Here is a 17,439-nt window from a genome sequence, read left to right as displayed (position 1 = left end):
TCAGCGGGGCCGTGTCCACCGCGGCGTCCGGCCAGATCCGGTCCAGCAGTTCGCGGCGCCGCAGGGTCTCGCGCTGCACCGCGTCCACCGGGACCGGCCGCACGGGGCCGATCCAGTGCGCGACCCCGTACCGGAAGCGCGCGGGCGTCCGGGTCGGCGCGAGGGCGAAGAACGCCGCGTCGTACAGGGCGCCCAGGTGGCACAGCTCCAGCGCGCCGCCCGGCACCCGGCCGCTGTCCACGAGATGCCGGCCGACCCGCTGCCCGGCCCCCGCCTCCGCCACCGCGTCCCACCAGCCCTCGCGGCGCAGCGCACCGCCCCGGGTCAGCAGGACGTCGATCCCGGGCGTCGCGGGGGACTCGGCGTGGACGACCTTGCCGTCGGCGAGGTACAGCGTGCCCCGGTCGCGCATCAGGGCGCCGGTGGCCCGTTCGGCGGCGAGGCGCTGGAGCATCGGGGAGAGCACGGGGGCGGCGGTCTCGTCCGCGAGGGCGGCGGTCATGCGAGGACCAGTCGCTCGGCGATCTCGCCGAGGCGTATCCGGGCGAGCGCGAGGTTGCCCTCGGAGCGGTCCAGCCACAGGTGGAGGAAGACGCTGCTGTCGAAGTCCGTCTCCACGAACCGGAGGATGTGGTACCCGGCGCGGGTGGTGACGATGACGTCCTCGACCGGGGGAGCGCTCCCGGCCGCGCCCGCCGCGGGCTCCGGCGACCCGAGGGCGAAGGCGGGCTGCTCGGCCGCCATCCGCGCCACCTCGGCCGTCTCCGCCGCGGTGGCCTCGTGGTCGCCGTTGGGTGAGTCGCCGACCGTGCCGAGGGCGAGACCGCTCGTCCAGTCGACAACGGCGGCGCCTCTGGCGCCGGGCAGTCTCATGACGTCGAGCAGGCACTCGTCGATTCCGGGCACGCGGATTCCCCTCCGACACGGCGTTCGGCTGTGACCCAGAGGTTACGCATCGTGCTCCCTCCCGGTGGAGGTTCTGGCATTTTCCATCGGTACATGCGGGTGGTTGGTGGAGAATGCCCCGCCGCGCGCGGCTTCTGACGTGCCGGTGAGCCCGTGCGGCCCCGCCTGTTGACTGGACGTATTCAGCCGCTCAAGATGTGAATAGAAAAATCACAGTCGCGAGGAGGCACCGCCATGTCAGGACCCCGCCCCGTACGGGCGCCGCGCGGTACGGAACTGACCGCCCTGGGATGGCAGCAGGAAGCCGCCCTGCGGATGCTCCAGAACAACCTCGACCCCGAGGTCGCCGAGCACCCCGACAAGCTCGTCGTCTACGGCGGCACCGGCAAGGCGGCCCGCGACTGGCGCTCGTTCGACGCGATGGTCCGCACGCTGCGCACGCTCAAGCAGGACGAGACGATGCTCGTCCAGTCCGGGCGGCCGGTCGGCGTCATGCAGACGCACGAGTGGGCGCCGCGCGTCCTGATCGCCAACTCCAATCTGGTCGGCGACTGGGCGAACTGGGAGGAGTTCCGCCGCCTGGAGGCGCTCGGGCTCACCATGTACGGCCAGATGACCGCCGGTTCCTGGATCTACATCGGCACCCAGGGCATCCTCCAGGGCACCTACGAGACCTTCGCCGCCGTCGCCGCGAAGAAGTTCGGCGGGACGCTGGCCGGCACGATCACCCTGACCGCCGGGCTCGGCGGGATGGGCGGCGCCCAGCCCCTCGCCGTGACCATGAACGACGGCGTCGCGATCTGCGTCGACTGCGACCCGCGCGCCATCGAGCGCCGCATCGAGCACCGCTACCTGGACGTGCGCGCCGACTCCCTGGAGCACGCGCTCCAGCTCGCCGTCGAGGCCCGGGACGCCCGCCGCCCGCTCTCCATCGGCCTCCTGGGCAACGCGGCGGAGCTGCTGCCCCGGATGCTCGCCGAGGGCGCCCCCATCGACATCGTCACCGATCAGACCAGCGCGCACGACCCGCTGGCCTACCTGCCGGCCGGCGTCGACTTCGACGACATGGCCGCGTACGCGGCCGAGAAGCCCGCCGACTTCACCAGCCGGGCCCGCGAGTCGATGGCCCGGCACGTCGAGGCGATGGTCGGCTTCATGGACGCCGGCGCGGAGGTCTTCGACTACGGCAACTCCATCCGGGGCGAGGCACAGCTCGCCGGATACGCACGCGCCTTCGACTTCCCCGGCTTCGTCCCCGCCTACATCCGGCCGCTGTTCTGCGAGGGGAAGGGCCCGTTCCGCTGGGCGGCCCTCTCCGGCGAGGCGTCCGACATCCACAAGACGGACAGGGCGCTGCTCGAACTCTTCCCGGAGAACGAGTCCCTGCACCGCTGGATCAGGATGGCCGGCGAGCGCGTCCACTTCCAGGGCCTGCCCGCCCGCATCTGCTGGCTCGGGTACGGCGAACGCGACCGGGCCGGCGAGCGCTTCAACGACATGGTGGCGAGCGGCGAACTCGCGGCTCCGCTGGCGATCGGGCGCGACCACCTGGACTGCGGGTCCGTGGCCTCCCCGTACCGCGAGACCGAGGCCATGCTCGACGGCTCCGACGCGATCGCGGACTGGCCGCTGCTGAACGCCATGGTCAACGTGGCGTCGGGCGCCTCCTGGGTCTCCCTGCACCACGGCGGCGGCGTCGGCATGGGCCGGTCCATCCACGCCGGGCAGGTGACCGTCGCGGACGGCACGCGGCTGGCCGGAGAGAAGATCCGGCGGGTGCTGACGAACGACCCGGGCATGGGCGTGATCCGGCACGTGGACGCGGGCTACGACATCGCGGAGTCGGTCGCGGAGGACAAGGGCGTGCGCGTACCGATGCGGGAGGACGCGTGACGCGGTCGCAGCCCGGCTTCCAGACCATGTGGGCCGAGCTGGCCCCCATCGGGCTCCACTCCGACAGCCGGGGGTACCGGCGGTACGCCTGGACCGGGGCCGACGCCGAGTGCCGGGCGTGGTTCCGGGCGCAGGCCGAGGCGCGGGGGCTGGCGGTCGAGACCGACCGGAACGGCAACCAGTGGGCCTGGCTCGGGGACCCGCTCGCCGGGGACGCCGTCGTCACCGGCTCGCACCTCGACTCGGTGCCCGACGGCGGCGCCTTCGACGGGCCGCTCGGCGTCGTCTCCTCCTTCGCCGCGCTCGACGAACTCCGCCACAGGGGAGTGGAGTTCACTAAGCCGCTGGCCATCACCAACTTCGGCGACGAGGAGGGCGCCCGGTTCGGCCTCGCCTGCGTCGGTTCCCGGCTCGCCGCCGGACAGCTGACCGTCGAGGCCGCGCACCGGCTGCGCGACGCGGACGGCGTCACCCTTCCGCAGGCCATGGCCGCCGCCGGACACGACCCCGACGCCATCGGCCCCGACCCCGAACGGCTCGCCCGGATCGGCGCGTTCGTGGAGCTCCACGTCGAGCAGGGCCGCGCCCTCGACCTCACCGGCGACCCCGTCGGCATCGCCTCCGCGATCTGGCCGCACGGGCGCTGGCGGTTCGACTTCCGGGGCGAGGCCAACCACGCGGGCACCACCCGGCTCGCCGACCGCCGGGACCCGATGCTCACGTACGCCGAGACCGTCATCGCCGCCCGGCGGGAAGCGGAACTCGCCGGCGCCCTCGCCACCTTCGGCAAGGTCGCCGTCGAGCCCAACGGGGTCAACGCGATCCCGTCCCTCGTGCGCGGCTGGCTCGACTCGCGCGCCGCCGACCAGGACACCCTGGACACCGTCGTCGCCGCCGTCGAGCGCGCCGCCCGGGAGCACGCGGAGCGGGCCGGCATCGACGTCGGTGTCGTCCGCGAGTCGTTCACGCCCGTGGTCGAGTTCCGGCACGCCCTGCGCGACGAGCTGGCGACCCTGCTCAAGGGCTCCGCCCGCGGCACCGGCCGCCCGGTCCCCGTGCTCGGCACCGGCGCCGGGCACGACGCGGGTATTTTGTCCGCTTCGGTCCCGACCGCCATGCTGTTCGTACGGAACCCGACCGGGATCTCGCACTCGCCGGCCGAACACGCCGCCGAGGACGACTGCGCGGCCGGGGTCACCGCACTCGCCGACGTACTGGAAGGTCTCGCGTGCCGCTGACCACGGAGGCGACGGGCACACCCGTCACCGAGACGTACTGGCTGTCCCACGCCTGGCTCGGCACCCATGTCGAGCCGGGCGTCGCCCTGGACGTGTCCGACGGGCGGATCGCCCGCGTACGCACCGGAGTGGACGCGGCCCCTCCCGGCGCCACCGCGCTGCGCGGGCTCACCCTGCCCGGCCTGGCCAACACCCACTCGCACGCCTTCCACCGCGCCCTGCGCTCCACCGTCCAGGTCGGCTCGGGCACCTTCTGGACCTGGCGCGAGACCATGTACCAGGTCGCGTCCCGGCTCACGCCCGACACCTACTACGCGCTCGCGCGTGCCGTGTACGCGGAGATGGCGCTCGCGGGCATCACCGCGGTCGGCGAATTCCACTATCTGCACCACGCGCCCGGCGGCACGCCCTACGACAACCCCAACGCCATGGGCGAGGCCCTGATCGCGGCCGCCCGCGCGGCCGGCATCCGGATCACCCTGCTCGACACCGCCTACCTCTCCGCCGGGTTCGGCTCCGGGCCCGACGACTACCGCGAGCCCGACCGGCACCAGGCACGCTTCAGCGACGGGACCGCCGACGCCTGGGCCGAACGCGCCGCCCTCCTCAAGGGCGACGACCACACGGTCATCGGCGCGGCCGTCCACTCCGTACGGGCGGTCCCGGCCGGGCAGCTCTCCACCGTCGCCCGCTGGGCCGAGGAACGCCAGGCCCCCCTGCACGTCCACCTCTCCGAGCAGACCGCCGAGAACGACGCCTGCCTCGCCGCCCACGGACGCACCCCGGCCCGGCTCCTCGCCGACCACGGCGTCCTCGGACTCCGCACCACCGGCGTCCACAACACCCACCTCACCGACGAGGACATCGCCCTCATCGGCTCGACGGGCACCGGCACCTGCATGTGCCCGACCACCGAACGGGACCTCGCCGACGGCATCGGCCCGGCGGCCTCCCTCCAGCACGCCGGCTCCCCGCTCTCGCTCGGCAGCGACAGCCACGCGGTGATCGACCTCTTCGAGGAGGCCCGCGCGATGGAGCTGAACGAGCGCCTGCGCACCCGCAGGCGCGGCCACTGGACGGCCGCCGCCCTGCTGCGCGCCGCCTCCGCCGACGGCCACGCCGCGCTCGGCCGGCCCGGAGCGGGCGTTCTCGAACCGGGAGCCCCCGCCGACCTGGTGACCGTCGCGCTCGACTCCGTCAGGACGGCGGGACCGGTGCCACGGCTGGCAGCGGAGACCGCCGTATTCGCCGCCTCCGCGGCGGACGTCCGCCACACGGTGGTGGCGGGGCGCCACCTCGTACGCGACGGACGGCACACGCTGGTGGACGACGTCCCCCAGGCGCTCGCGCGGGCCATCGGCGCCCTGCGTCCCTGAGCAGCAGCCCGGCGAACTTCCCCGGCTCCCACCGCCCCGGCTCCCACCGCAAGGAGAGCAGTCCCCCGATGACGACGACCGCCATCACCCACATCTCCGCACTGGTCACCAACGACCCCTCCCTCGGCGACGAGTCCCCCCTCGGACTGATCCGGGACGGGGCCGTCGTCATCGAGGGCGACCGCGTCGTCTGGACCGGTGAATCCAGCAAAGCACCCGCCACTGACAACGCCGTCGACGCGGCCGGCCGGGCCGTGATCCCCGGCTTCGTGGACTCCCACTCCCACCTGGTCTTCGCGGGCGACCGCACCCAGGAGTTCAACGCCCGGATGTCCGGCCGCCCGTACAGCGCGGGCGGCATCCGCACCACCGTGGCCGCCACCCGCGCCGCCACCGACGAACAGCTCTCCGCCAACGTCGCCCGCTACCTCGCCGAGGCGCTGCGGCAGGGCACCACCACCTTCGAGACCAAGTCCGGCTACGGCCTCACGGTCGAGGACGAGGCCCGCGCCCTGCGCATCGCCGCCCGCCACACCGACGAGGTCACCTTCCTCGGCGCCCACATCGTCTCCCCGGACTACGCGGACGACCCGGCCGGATACGTGGACCTGGTCACCGGGCCGATGCTCGACGCCTGCGCCCCGTACGCCCGCTGGATCGACGTCTTCTGCGAGCGCGGCGCCTTCGACGGCGACCAGGCGCGGGCGATCCTCACCGCGGGCCGCGCCCGGGGACTGCACCCCCGCGTCCACGCCAACCAGCTCGGCCACGGGCCCGGCGTCCAGCTCGCCGTGGAGCTCGACGCCGCCTCCGCCGACCACTGCACCCATCTGACCGACGCGGACGTGGACGCCCTGGCCCAGTCGGACACCGTGGCCACCCTGCTGCCGGGAGCCGAGTTCTCCACCCGGGCCGCCTGGCCGGACGCCCGCCGGCTGCTCGACGCGGGCGCCACCGTCGCCCTGTCCACGGACTGCAACCCGGGCTCCTCGTTCACCTCGTCCCTGCCGTTCTGCGTCGCCCTCGCCGTGCGGGACATGGGCATGACCCCGGACGAGGCCCTCTGGTCCGCCACGGCGGGCGGCGCCGCGGCCCTGCGGCGCGACGACATCGGCCGGCTCGCCCCGGGCGCCCGCGCCGACCTGGTGGTCCTGGACGCGCCCAGCCACGTCCACCTGGCCTACCGGCCGGGCGTGCCGCTCGTGCACGAGGTGTGGCGCGCCGGCGCACGCGTGGTCTGACCCCGGGGCCGGGCACGGCCCCGGAACGCGGAAGGACCTGCCCCGTCCGGGGCAGGTCCTTTCCGGCGTTCCGCGCGCACGGCGCGGGAGACGGCTCACTCGTCCAGCGTCAGACCCTTGCGGAGCTTGACCAGGGTGCGCGAGAGCAGTCTCGACACGTGCATCTGGGAGATGCCCAGCTCCTCGCCGATCTCCGACTGCGTCATGTTGGCGACGAACCGGAGCGAGAGGATCTTGCGGTCGCGGCCCGGCAGCGAGGCGATGAGCGGCTTCAGGGACTCGACGTACTCGATGCCTTCGAGCCCGTGGTCCTCGTAGCCGATCCGGTCGGCCAGCGCGCCCTCGTGCTCGTCCTCCTCGGGCTTGGCGTCGAGCGAGCTCGCGGTGTACGCGTTGCTCGCGGCCATGCCCTCCACGACCTCGTCACGGGTGAGGCCGAGGCGGTCGGCGAGCTCGCCCACGGTGGGCGCCCGGTCGAGCTGCTGGGCGAGCTCGTCGCCCGCCTTGGCCAGGTCGAGCCGCAGCTCCTGCAGGCGGCGCGGCACGCGCACGGACCAGCTGGTGTCGCGGAAGAAACGCTTGATCTCGCCGACGATGGTCGGCATCGCGAAGGTCGGGAACTCGACGCCCCGGCTGAGCTCGAAGCGGTCGATCGCCTTGATCAGGCCGATCGTGCCGACCTGGACGATGTCCTCCATCGGTTCGCTCCGGGAGCGGAACCGGGAGGCGGCGAACTTGACCAGGGCCAGGTTCAGCTCGACGAGGGTGTTGCGTACGTAGGCGTACTCCGGCGTGCCCTCTTCGAGGGTCTCCAGCCGGGTGAAGAGCGTCTTCGACAGGGCCCTGGCGTCAACCGCCCCCACCTCGGTGTAGGGCGGGATCTCGGGAAGCCCCTCAAGTCCGTCGAGCGCTTCGGTGTGTGATTCGGTCAGTCCCTGAGGACATGCCGACGGCGCGTTGTGGGTACGCGCTACGTCGAGCCGGGGTGACATGCGGTCTCCTCCATCGTTCTCGGCATATGGCTGCCGATGCCCATACGTGTTCCTGCGGTGAAGCGGCGCCTCCGAAGCCGGTCGCGTTTTTTTGGGGTCCCTCTACCCTTACCCGCTCGCCATGACTCGGTACAACCTCCAATTGCCCGCATACGTCCGGTTTGTTGAGGTCTCTGGCTACCGCGTGGGCGAGGGAACGCGTACTGTTCCAAGAACATCAGTGACAGCTGTGTACGCATCCGCGGGTACGGGGATGCGTACAGTGACGAGCGGTGAAGAGGGACGGGAATGGACCGCGGGACGGTCGGCAGTGCGAACCGGGGTCGGCTTCAGGTCGAGGTCCGGACCGAGGGGCGCAGCGAGGTGGTCACACCCGTGGGTGAGCTCGATCACCACACGGCGGATCTGCTGCGTGAGCCGCTGGAGAGCGCGGTCGAACAGGGGCATACGCGCCTGGTGGTCGACTGCTCGCGGCTCGACTTCTGTGATTCCACCGGGCTGAACGTGCTGCTCGGTGTGCGCCTCAAGGCGGAGGAAGCCGGGGGAGGGGTTCATTTGGCCGCGATGCAGCCCGTGGTGGCGCGGGTCTTCGAGATCACGGGGGCCGAGGCGGTATTCACCGTCCACGACTCCCTCGCAGAGGCTCTGGAGACCTGACCGTGCCGCGCCCCGGCACGCCCGGCGGCCTCGCCCGTCGCGTGAGTTACGCGATCCGCTTGGCGGTAAGGGGTGTCGTCGCGGTTCGGCCGGGCAGGAGATCTTCCGGCGAGCCCGGGCTGCCTGGCCCTCCGCGCCTGTGCGGTTCCTGTATCAGTGTCCGTATCGGTATTCGTAGTCGTATCTGTTCCATGGTTCGTATCTGTCCAATGGCGACATGGTGAATCGGTGAGGTGAAGCGCTGATGAGCACCACCCGGCAGCATCCGCCGGGCGACCTCGGCCGCGAGCCGGAGGGCGCGGGCGTTTCCTCCGCCGAGCCCGCCCGGCCGGCGGAGGCCGCCGAGCGACAGTGGCGCACGCTGTCGTTGCGGGAGGCCACCGGCATCGTGCCGACGGCCCGTGATTTCGCCCGCGACGCACTCCACGACTGGGGCTGGCTCCCCGCGTCCAGCGCGGACCGTCGCGCCGCCGCGGAGGACGTCCTGCTGGTCGTCTCCGAGCTGGTCACCAACGCGTGCCTGCACGCGGGCGGCCCCGACGAGCTCCGGATCGCCCGCAGCGCCAAGGCGCTCCGCGTGGAGGTCGCCGACGGCGGTGCGGGCCAGCCCTCGCCGCGTACGCCGCACCGGGCCGGGCGCCCCGGCGGCCACGGCATGTTCATCGTGCAGCGGCTCTGCCTGGACTGGGGAGTCGTACGGGTGCCGGGCGAGCCCGGCAAGACCGTGTGGGCGGAGCTGGCCGCCCCGGCGTAGCGGCACCCCCCAGACGTACGGAAGGGGCCCCGCACCGGCGAACCGGTGCGGGGCCCCTTCCCCGTTTTCCCGTACGGGCTACGGGATCAGTGCACGTCGCCCATGTGCTGGGAGACCTTCTTCCGGTACATCCAGATGCCCACTCCCGCGATGACCGCGAGGACCGCCTCGAAGGCGACCGCTCCCGTGGTGTCCAGGTCGACCCCGATCGCCGGGGCCGTCAGCAGACCGGTCAGGGAGTCGCCCGCGGTGACCGCGAGGAACCACACGCCCATCATCTGCGAGCTGTACTTCGCCGGGGCCATCTTGGTGGTCACCGACAGGCCGACCGGCGAGAGGCACAGCTCCGCGACGGTCTGGATGAAGTAGATCGCCACCAGCCACATCGGGCTGACCCGGCCGCCGTTGTTGGCGGTGTCGATCAGCGGGATCAGGAAGACGACGAAGGAGATGCCGATCAGCACGAGGCTGGAGGCGAACTTGACGGCGGTGCTCGGCTCCTTGCCGCGCTTGTTCAGCCACAGCCAGCCCGAGGCGACCACGGGGGCGATCGCCATGATGAAGATCGGGTTCAGCGACTGGTACCAGGACGTCGGGAAGTCGAAGCCCAGCAGGTGGTTCGTGGTCGAGTTCTCGCCGAAGATCGACAGGGTCGAGCCGTTCTGGTCGTAGATCATCCAGAAGACGGCGGCGACCACGAAGAACCAGATGTAGCCCGACAGCTTGGACTGCTCGGTCGTCGTCAGCTCCTTGTCGCGCTTCATGCGCGTCAGGACCGCGACCGGGATGACCAGACCGGCGATGCTCAGCGGCACCGTGGACCAGTCGGCGAAGTTGCCGGTGACGGCCATCAGGCCGTAGACGACGGCCGCGATGATCAGCCAGATGAGGCCCTTGCGCAGGGCGGACCGCTTCTCCTGCTCGGTGGCGGGCGTCGACACGACGTCGCTCTGCGGGCTCAGGTGGCGGGTACCGAGCATGAACTGGGCCAGGCCCAGGGCCATGCCGAGCGCCGCGAGCGCGAAGCCGAAGTGCCAGTTGACGTTCTCGCCGACGGTGCCGATGGTCAGCGGGGCGAGGAACGCGCCCACGTTGATGCCGATGTAGAAGAGCGTGAAGCCACCGTCGCGGCGCGGGTCCTCCGGGCCGTCGTAGAGGTGGCCGACCATCGTGGAGATGTTCGCCTTCAGCAGCCCGGAACCGAGCGCCACGAGCACCAGGCCCGCGAAGAAGGTCACCGAGTTCGGCACGGCGAGCGTGATGTGGCCGAGGATGACGACGGCGCCACCGATGGCGACCGTCTTGCGCGGCCCCCAGAAGCGGTCGGCCATCCAGCCGCCGGGCATGGCGAGGAGGTAGACCATCGCCATGTAGACCGAGTAGATCGCCGTGGCCGTGGTGGCGTTCATGTGCATGCCGCCGGGCGCGATCAGATACAGCGGGAGCAGTGCCTTCATGCCGTAGAAGCTGTAACGCTCCCACATCTCGGTCATGAAGAGCGTGGCCAGGCCCCGGGGGTGGCCGAAGAAGGTCTTCTCGCCACCAGCGGTGCTCGACGGGTCCTTCGTCAGGCTGGACGCCATGATCGATCCTTGTGTGCTCGGGACGCGGCGCCTCGACGAAGCGGGTACGCGCCCGGTGGGGGGAGGCCGGCACCGCCGCGGGTACGCCCTCCGCGACGGGATCCACACCCGGAGCGCCTTCATCGGCGGTCCGGGCCCGGCCCACAGGTCATTCACTGAGACTTCCGGGCCGGCGGGTACCGGCCCCGCACACAAAAGAGACCCTTGGCGCTCAGAGCTGCCCAAAGGTCCTTGAGTAGTGCAATAGGCGTTGAGACACCATACGACACGACAGAGCCCGATATGGAAGGACTTGAGAGATGGATCACAGGTCCAGGTGCAACCACACTCGCATATTCGAAGGTCCTCACGGTAACGGCGCCCAGTCCCGCAGGGCTCTCCCATCGCCTCCCGAGCTGTCCGCAGCGCGGACTACCATCAGTGCATGACCCGTGTACTGCTCGCCGAGGACGACGCATCCATCTCGGAGCCGCTGGCCCGCGCCCTGCGGCGGGAGGGTTACGAGGTCGAGGTGCGGGAAGACGGACCGACCGCGCTCGACGCCGGACTCCAGGGCGGCATCGACCTGGTCGTGCTCGACCTGGGGCTGCCCGGGATGGACGGCCTCGAAGTCGCCCGCCGGCTGCGTGCCGAGGGTCACACCGTGCCGGTCCTCGTCCTGACCGCCCGCGCGGACGAGGTGGACACGGTCGTCGGGCTCGACGCCGGCGCCGACGACTACGTCACCAAGCCCTTCCGCCTCGCCGAGCTCCTCGCCCGGGTCCGGGCCCTGCTGCGGCGCGGCGCCACCGAGCCCGCCCCCCAGCCCGCCACGCACGGCGTCCGCATCGACGTCGAATCGCACCGGGCCTGGATGGGCGAGGAGGAGCTGCAGCTCACCGCGAAGGAGTTCGACCTCCTGCGGGTCCTCGTCCGGGACGCGGGCCGGGTCGTCACCCGCGACCAGCTGATGCGCGAGGTCTGGGACACCACGTGGTGGTCCTCCACCAAGACGCTCGACATGCACATCTCCTGGCTCCGCAAGAAGCTCGGAGACGACGCGGCCAACCCGCGCTACATCGCCACGGTCCGGGGCGTCGGCTTCCGCTTCGAGAAGAGCTAGGGCTGTAGCGTCGTTGCCGCCCGCCCGATCGCCCGAGCCGACTGACGTACAGAAGCAGGCATGCGCCGACGACTGATCAACTCGACCCTCGCCGTCGTGCTCGTGGTGATCGCCGTCTTCGGCGTCTCCCTCGTCATCGTCGAGACCCGCACCATCAGCAGCAGCGCCCAGGAGAGCGTCGACTCCGAGGCGCTGCGGCTGATCAGCGTCATCGAGAGCCGGCTCCTGGGCTCCGAGCGGATCAACCCCGGCGTGCTGGCCGAGCAGATCGACGACCGGCGCTACGCCCTCGTCAAGATGCCCGGCCGCGCCCCCATCGAGGTCGGCGAGCGCCCCGGCGGCAGCGTGATCACCGCCACGGAGACGGGCGAGCACGGTGAGAAGGTCACCGTCGAGGAGTCCCGCTCCGCCGTCACCCGCGAGGTCGGCCGCACGCTGATGATCATCGGCGCGGTGGCGCTGCTGGCCATCGTCTCCGCCGTCCTCCTCGCCGTACGCCAGGCGAACAAGCTCGCCTCGCCGCTCACCGACCTCGCGGAGACCGCCGAGCGCCTGGGCTCCGGAGACCCCCGCCCGCGCCACAAGCGGTACGGAGTGCCCGAGCTGGACCGCGTCGCCGATGTCCTGGACTCCTCCGCCGAGCGCATCGCCCGGATGCTGACCGCCGAACGCCGGCTCGCCGCGGACGCCTCCCACCAGCTGCGTACGCCGCTCACGGCCCTGTCCATGCGGATCGAGGAGATCTCGCTGACCGACGACCCGGAGACCGTGAAGGAGGAGGCGCACATCGCCCTCGCCCAGGTCGAACGGCTCACGGACGTGGTGGAGCGGCTGCTGACCAATGCCCGGGACCCCCGGACCGGCTCGGCGGTCGTCTTCGACCTGGACGAGGTCGTCAAGCAGCAGATCGAGGAGTGGCGCCCGGCCTACCGGGGCGAGGGGCGCGCCATCGTCTGCTCCGGCAAGCACGGGCTGAGCGCCGTCGGCACCCCGGGCGCGGTCGCCCAGGTCCTGGCCGCCCTGATCGAGAACTCCCTGATGCACGGCGGCGGCACCGTCGCGCTGCGCACCAGGGTCACCGGCAACCAGGCGGTCATCGAGGTCACGGACGAGGGCCCCGGGGTCCCGGCGGACCTGGGCGCCCGGATCTTCGAGCGCACCATCAGCGGCCGCAACTCCACGGGCATCGGCCTGGCGGTCGCCCGCGACCTCGCCGAGGCGGACGGCGGCCGCCTGGAGCTCCTCCAGCAGCAGCCCCCGGTCTTCGCCCTGTTCCTGAGCCGGATGGCCCAGAACAGAACGGAACCGGAACGCCCGGTGCGGTAACGGAGGTGCTACCGGCGCGCCGGGTCCGCCTCGACCCGAACCGCCGGCGCCACCACGGTCACCAGGGCCTCTTTGTCGGCAACGCCCTCCGACGGAGCGGGAAGCGTCTTGAAGACCCAGGTCCGGTACGACCAGAAGCGGAACAGCGTCGCGACGCCGATCCCGACGATCTTGAAGACGTTGCTCTGGACCGGGGTGTCCCAGCCGAACCCGTACGTCGCCACGTACAGCACACCGGTCTCGATCACCGCGCCCGCCGCGCTGAACAGCAGGAACAGCGTCAGCTCACGGGTGCGGCCGGTCTTGTCGCGGTCGCGGTACGTCCAGTAGCGGAAGCCCACGTAGTTGCAGAGGATCGCGACGAACGTGGCGAGCAGTCCGGCCCGCACGGTGGGGATGTCCGTGTAGCGCCACAGCAGGTTGGACACGGCGATGTTCACGACCAGGCCGACCGCGCCGACCACGCCGAACTTGGCGACCTCCCGGGCCAGCAGCTCCAGCCGGGCCCGCAGTGCGCCTCGCTCGCTCATGTGATCGCTCAGTCCGTCCGTAGGTCCCGCGCCATGTTCCGTCAACCCGGCCATGCTAACCAGGACGCCCGCCGGACGCTTGTGCGTACCGGAACGCGTGTGGCGGGCCCCGCCCCCGCCCACGGGCGCGGGCGGGCGGTGCGGATACCCTGGGAGCGTGACGTTCCCGGTAGTCGGCATGGTCGGTGGCGGTCAGCTCGCCCGTATGACCCACGAGGCGGGCATCCCCCTCGGCATCAAGTTCAAGCTCCTCAGCGACACCGCTCAGGACTCCGCGGCCCAGGTGGCGGGCGAGGTCGTCGTCGGCGACTATCGCGACCTGGAGACGCTGAGGGCCTTCGCGCGCGGCTGTGACGTGATCACCTTCGATCACGAGCACGTGCCCACCGAGCATCTGCGGGCCCTGGAGGCGGACGGCATCCCCGTGCGCCCCGGCCCCGACGCTCTGGTGCACGCCCAGGACAAGGGGGTGATGCGCGCGAAGCTCACCGAGATCGGCGCGCCCTGCCCCCGCCACCGCATCGTGGAGGACCCGGCCGACGTCGTGGCCTTCGCCGCGGAGGGCGGCGGCTTTCCGGTCATCCTCAAGACCGTGCGCGGCGGCTACGACGGCAAGGGCGTGTGGGTGGTCCGCTCCGAGGCGGACGCGGCCGAGCCGTTCCGGGCCGGTGTCCCGGTGCTCGCGGAGGAGAAGGTCGACTTCGTACGGGAGCTGGCGGCCAACATCGTCCGCTCCCCGCACGGCCAGGCCGTCGCCTACCCGGTCGTCGAGTCGGTCCAGGTCGACGGCGTCTGCGACACGGTGATCGCCCCGGCCCCCGAGCTGGACGAGGCACTGGCGGGCGAGGCCCAGCAGCTCGCGCTGCGGATCGCCTCCGAGCTGGGCGTCGTCGGGCACCTCGCGGTCGAGCTGTTCGAGACCCGCGGACCCGACGGGAAGCCCGGCATCCTGGTCAACGAGCTGGCGATGCGCCCGCACAACTCCGGCCACTGGTCCATGGACGGCGCGATCACCTCGCAGTTCGCCAACCACGTCCGGGCGGTGCTCGACCTCCCGCTCGGCGACCCGCGCCCCCGCGCCCCCTGGACGGTCATGTGCAACGTCCTCGGCGGCGACTTCCCGGACATGTACCAGGGCTACCTGCACTGCATGGCGCGCGACCCGCAGCTCAAGATCCACATGTACGGCAAGGACGTGAAGCCCGGCCGCAAGGTCGGTCACGTCAACACCTACGGCGACGATCTGGCGGACGTGCGCGAGCGCGCCCGGCACGCGGCCGACTACCTGCGAGGAACGATCACCGAATGACCTCCCCCGCCTCCGCCGCGCCCGTCGTCGGCATCGTCATGGGCTCGGACTCCGACTGGCCCGTCATGGAAGCGGCGGCCAAGGCCCTCGACGAGTTCGAGATCCCTTACGAGGTCGACGTCGTCTCCGCCCACCGCATGCCCCGCGAGATGATCGCGTACGGCGAGAACGCGGCGGGCCGCGGCCTCAAGGCGATCATCGCGGGCGCGGGCGGCGCCGCCCACCTGCCCGGCATGCTCGCCTCGGTCACCCCGCTGCCCGTCATCGGCGTGCCGGTCCCGCTGAAGTACCTGGACGGCATGGACAGCCTCATGTCCATCGTCCAGATGCCCGCCGGCATCCCCGTCGCCACGGTCTCCGTCGCCGGCGCGCGCAACGCCGGTCTGCTGGCCGTCCGCGTCCTGGCCGCGGCCGACCCCGAGCTCCAGGGCCGGATGACGGAGTTCCTGGGCGACCTGAACGAACAGGCGACCGAGAAGGGCAAGCGGCTGCGCCAGAAGGTGGCGGGCGCGGAGTCCTTCGGTTTCGGGAAGTAGGCACCATGACGGACCGACTGGACCGGGCCCGGGAACTCCTCGCCGAGTACCCGGTGGTCGACGGACACAACGATCTGCCGTGGGCCCTGCGCGAGCAGGCCGGCTACGACCTGGCCGTACGCGACATCGCCACCGACCAGTCGGCCCACCTGCACACCGACATCCCCCGGCTCCGCGCCGGGGGCGTCGGCGCCCAGTTCTGGTCCGTCTACGTGCGCTCCGACCTGGCGGGCGACGCCGCCGTCAGCGCCACCCTGGAACAGATCGACGTCGTCGCCGAGCTCCTGGAGCGCTACCCGGCCGACCTCCGCCGCGCCCTGACCGCCGACGACATGGAGGCGGCCCGCGCCGAGGGCCGGATCGCCTCGCTGATGGGGGCCGAGGGCGGCCACTCCATCGACAACTCACTGGGCACCCTGCGCGGCCTGCACGCCCTGGGCGTCCGCTACATGACGCTCACCCACAACGACAACATCGCCTGGGCGGACTCCGCGACCGACGAGCCCGGGGTGGGCGGCCTCTCGCCGTTCGGCCACGAGGTCGTCCGCGAGATGAACCGCACCGGCATGCTGGTCGACCTCTCGCACGTCGCGGCGACGACCATGCGGGACGCGCTCACCACCTCCGTCGCGCCGGTGATGTTCTCGCACTCCTCCGCGCGCGCCGTCTGCGACCACCCGCGCAACATCCCCGACGACGTCCTCGCGCAGCTTCCGGCCAACGGCGGCATCGCCATGGCCACCTTCGTGCCGAAGTTCGTCCTGCCCGAGGCCGTCGCCTGGACGCGGGCGGCCGACGAGAACCTGCGCGCGCACGGACTGCACCACCTGGACACCACCGAGCGCGCGATGAAGCTGCACGCCGCGTTCGAGGCGGCGAACCCCCGCCCGGCCGCGACCGTGGCCACCATCGCCGACCACCTCGACCACATGCGCGAGGTCGCGGGCGTCGACCACATCGGCATCGGCGGCGACTACGACGGCACCGCGTTCCTCCCGCAGGGCCTGGAGAGCGTCGCCGGCTACCCGAACCTGATCGCGGAGCTGCTGCGCCGGGGCTGGTCCGCCGCCGACCTGGCCAAGCTCACCTGGCGGAACGCCGTACGGGTGCTGCGCGCCGCCGAGGACGTGGCGCGGGACCTGCGCGCCCGGCGCGGCCCGTCGCACGCCACGATCGCGGAGCTGGACGCCCCGGCGGCCTGAGCCGCCGGGGCGCCGTTCTCAGCAGGCGCAGAGACAGAACGGGTGCCCCGCCGGGTCGGCGTACACCCGGAAGGTGCGCTCCCGGTCGTCCGCCTCCAGCACCGTCGCCCCCAGCGCCAGCACCTCCCGCTCCGCCGCGTCCAGATCGTCCACGGTCAGGTCCAGGTGGAACTGCTGCGAGGCGTCGGCGCCCGGCCACTTCGGCGGTACGTAGCCGGGCGCGGCCTGGAAGGCGAGCGGGGCGCCCGCGCCTCCCTTGAGGTCCACCCAGTCCTCCTGCTCCTCCACCTCGCCGCCGATCAGCGCCGCGTAGAAGTGCGCCAGGGCGGCGGGGTCGGGGCAGTCCAGAACGACGGCACCCACTGTGGCCAGAGCCATGTTGCTTCCTCCTCGGGCAGATTACGGACAGGCGGTTACCGCTTGATGCGCCTAGCCGGTAACCGTGACTGCATGCTCCCGCATAGGGGGTAACGTCGCAACCATGAATGAGAGGGATTCCGCGCCCGGCGGGCTCGCGCTGGTCGAAGCGCTGGTCAACAGCCTGAACGTCGAGACCGGCGCGGACAGCCTCGACACGGCGGAGGGGCGCGCCGCCTTCGCCCTCGCGGAGCCGGACGTACCGGCGGCGCGCGTGCTCCGCGAGGCCCTGCGCGCGGTCTGCCTGGTCCACGCGGGCCACCGCTCGGACGACGACGGCCCGCTCTTCCCGCTGGACCGGCTGCTCGCCGGGGCGCCGCTGCGGGTCACCGTGGACGCGGCGGGCGGGGCGGCGCTCCGCCCGGTGGAGGATCCGC

The 17,439-nt window shown here is 72.0% G+C and carries 16 protein-coding genes and 2 pseudogenes; 12 read left to right on the top strand and 6 right to left on the bottom strand.

Annotated elements, in window-relative coordinates:
* A pseudogene (locus G3I41_RS00365) lies at nt 1-502 on the bottom strand (transcriptional regulator); the annotation flags it as partial.
* On the bottom strand, nt 499-906 hold the full coding sequence (locus G3I41_RS00360; protein WP_164398277.1) for a hypothetical protein: 408 nt from the start codon (nt 904-906) through the stop codon (nt 499-501). The pseudogene G3I41_RS00365 and the gene G3I41_RS00360, both read right to left, overlap by 4 nt.
* Nucleotides 907-1,140: 234 nt before the next feature.
* On the opposite strand from G3I41_RS00360, the gene hutU reads away from it, so the two are divergent.
* The 4 genes from hutU (at nt 1,141) to hutI (ending at nt 6,654) form a co-directional block, all read left to right on the top strand.
* On the top strand, nt 1,141-2,799 hold the full coding sequence (gene hutU, locus G3I41_RS00355) for a urocanate hydratase (RefSeq protein WP_164398276.1): 1,659 nt from the start codon (nt 1,141-1,143) through the stop codon (nt 2,797-2,799).
* 26 nt (nt 2,800-2,825) lie between these two features.
* A complete protein-coding gene (locus tag G3I41_RS00350; protein ID WP_164398278.1) occupies nt 2,826-4,037 on the top strand; it encodes an allantoate amidohydrolase in 1,212 nt (403 codons plus the stop codon).
* The gene (locus G3I41_RS00345; protein WP_164398275.1) at nt 4,028-5,413 is read left to right on the top strand and encodes a formimidoylglutamate deiminase; all 1,386 of its coding nucleotides are present in this window, start codon (nt 4,028-4,030) and stop codon (nt 5,411-5,413) included. Before G3I41_RS00350 ends, G3I41_RS00345 begins: the two co-directional genes overlap by 10 nt.
* Nucleotides 5,414-5,481: 68 nt before the next feature.
* Nucleotides 5,482-6,654 carry an imidazolonepropionase gene (gene hutI, locus G3I41_RS00340; RefSeq protein ID WP_164398274.1) on the top strand — a complete coding sequence of 391 codons (1,173 nt, stop codon included), beginning with the start codon at nt 5,482-5,484 and terminating at the stop codon, nt 6,652-6,654.
* A gap of 95 nt (nt 6,655-6,749) precedes the next feature.
* Here the strand turns inward: hutI and G3I41_RS00335 are convergent, their stop codons facing one another.
* A complete protein-coding gene (locus tag G3I41_RS00335; protein ID WP_164398273.1) occupies nt 6,750-7,646 on the bottom strand; it encodes an RNA polymerase sigma factor SigF in 897 nt (298 codons plus the stop codon).
* A 288-nt stretch (nt 7,647-7,934) separates the two neighbouring features.
* Here G3I41_RS00335 and G3I41_RS00330 point away from each other — a divergent pair, with 288 nt between their 5' ends.
* Both G3I41_RS00330 and G3I41_RS00325 read left to right on the top strand, forming a co-directional pair.
* Entirely contained in the window at nt 7,935-8,303 is a 369-nt protein-coding gene (locus tag G3I41_RS00330; RefSeq protein WP_164398272.1) for an STAS domain-containing protein, read from the top strand.
* Between the two features lie 244 nt (nt 8,304-8,547).
* A complete protein-coding gene (locus G3I41_RS00325; protein WP_164398271.1) occupies nt 8,548-9,057 on the top strand; it encodes an ATP-binding protein in 510 nt (169 codons plus the stop codon).
* Between the two features lie 86 nt (nt 9,058-9,143).
* On the opposite strand, the gene G3I41_RS00320 is transcribed toward G3I41_RS00325, so the two are convergent.
* Nucleotides 9,144-10,640: an oligopeptide:H+ symporter gene (locus G3I41_RS00320; protein ID WP_164398270.1), complete on the bottom strand. Its 1,497-nt coding sequence runs from the start codon at nt 10,638-10,640 to the stop codon at nt 9,144-9,146.
* A gap of 424 nt (nt 10,641-11,064) precedes the next feature.
* On the opposite strand from G3I41_RS00320, the gene G3I41_RS00315 reads away from it, so the two are divergent.
* Nucleotides 11,065-11,742 (top strand): response regulator transcription factor, encoded by a 678-nt coding sequence (locus G3I41_RS00315; protein ID WP_018104033.1) that lies wholly within the window; start codon nt 11,065-11,067, stop codon nt 11,740-11,742.
* Nucleotides 11,743-11,802: 60 nt separating this feature from the next.
* A complete protein-coding gene (locus tag G3I41_RS00310) occupies nt 11,803-13,068 on the top strand; it encodes an ATP-binding protein (protein ID WP_164398269.1) in 1,266 nt (421 codons plus the stop codon).
* An 8-nt stretch (nt 13,069-13,076) separates the two neighbouring features.
* Here the strand turns inward: G3I41_RS00310 and G3I41_RS00305 are convergent, their stop codons facing one another.
* Nucleotides 13,077-13,598, bottom strand: a complete 522-nt coding sequence (locus G3I41_RS00305; RefSeq protein WP_164398268.1) for a GtrA family protein — start codon at nt 13,596-13,598, stop codon at nt 13,077-13,079.
* A gap of 157 nt (nt 13,599-13,755) precedes the next feature.
* Between G3I41_RS00305 and G3I41_RS00300 the strand changes: the two genes are divergently transcribed.
* The 3 genes from G3I41_RS00300 to G3I41_RS00290 are packed head-to-tail and all read left to right on the top strand — an operon-like array spanning nt 13,756 to nt 16,645.
* The gene (locus G3I41_RS00300; protein ID WP_164398267.1) at nt 13,756-14,907 is read left to right on the top strand and encodes a 5-(carboxyamino)imidazole ribonucleotide synthase; all 1,152 of its coding nucleotides are present in this window, start codon (nt 13,756-13,758) and stop codon (nt 14,905-14,907) included.
* A complete protein-coding gene (purE, locus tag G3I41_RS00295; RefSeq protein ID WP_164398266.1) occupies nt 14,904-15,443 on the top strand; it encodes a 5-(carboxyamino)imidazole ribonucleotide mutase in 540 nt (179 codons plus the stop codon). The genes G3I41_RS00300 and purE overlap by 4 nt, the downstream gene beginning before the upstream one ends.
* 5 nt (nt 15,444-15,448) lie before the next feature.
* The gene (locus tag G3I41_RS00290) at nt 15,449-16,645 is read left to right on the top strand and encodes a dipeptidase (RefSeq protein WP_164398265.1); all 1,197 of its coding nucleotides are present in this window, start codon (nt 15,449-15,451) and stop codon (nt 16,643-16,645) included.
* 18 nt (nt 16,646-16,663) lie between these two features.
* Here G3I41_RS00290 and G3I41_RS00285 read toward each other — a convergent pair whose 3' ends face one another.
* Nucleotides 16,664-17,023: a VOC family protein gene (locus tag G3I41_RS00285; protein WP_164398264.1), complete on the bottom strand. Its 360-nt coding sequence runs from the start codon at nt 17,021-17,023 to the stop codon at nt 16,664-16,666.
* A 103-nt stretch (nt 17,024-17,126) separates the two neighbouring features.
* On the opposite strand from G3I41_RS00285, the pseudogene G3I41_RS00280 reads away from it, so the two are divergent.
* Nucleotides 17,127-17,439, top strand: a pseudogene (locus tag G3I41_RS00280) (hypothetical protein); the annotation flags it as partial.

Source organism: Streptomyces sp. SID9727 (genome assembly GCF_010550605.1).
In the GTDB taxonomy this organism is placed as follows: Bacteria; Actinomycetota; Actinomycetes; order Streptomycetales; family Streptomycetaceae; genus Streptomyces.
The sequence above is the reverse complement of the archived record's forward strand: the minus strand, read 5'-3'. Positions and strand labels throughout refer to the sequence as shown.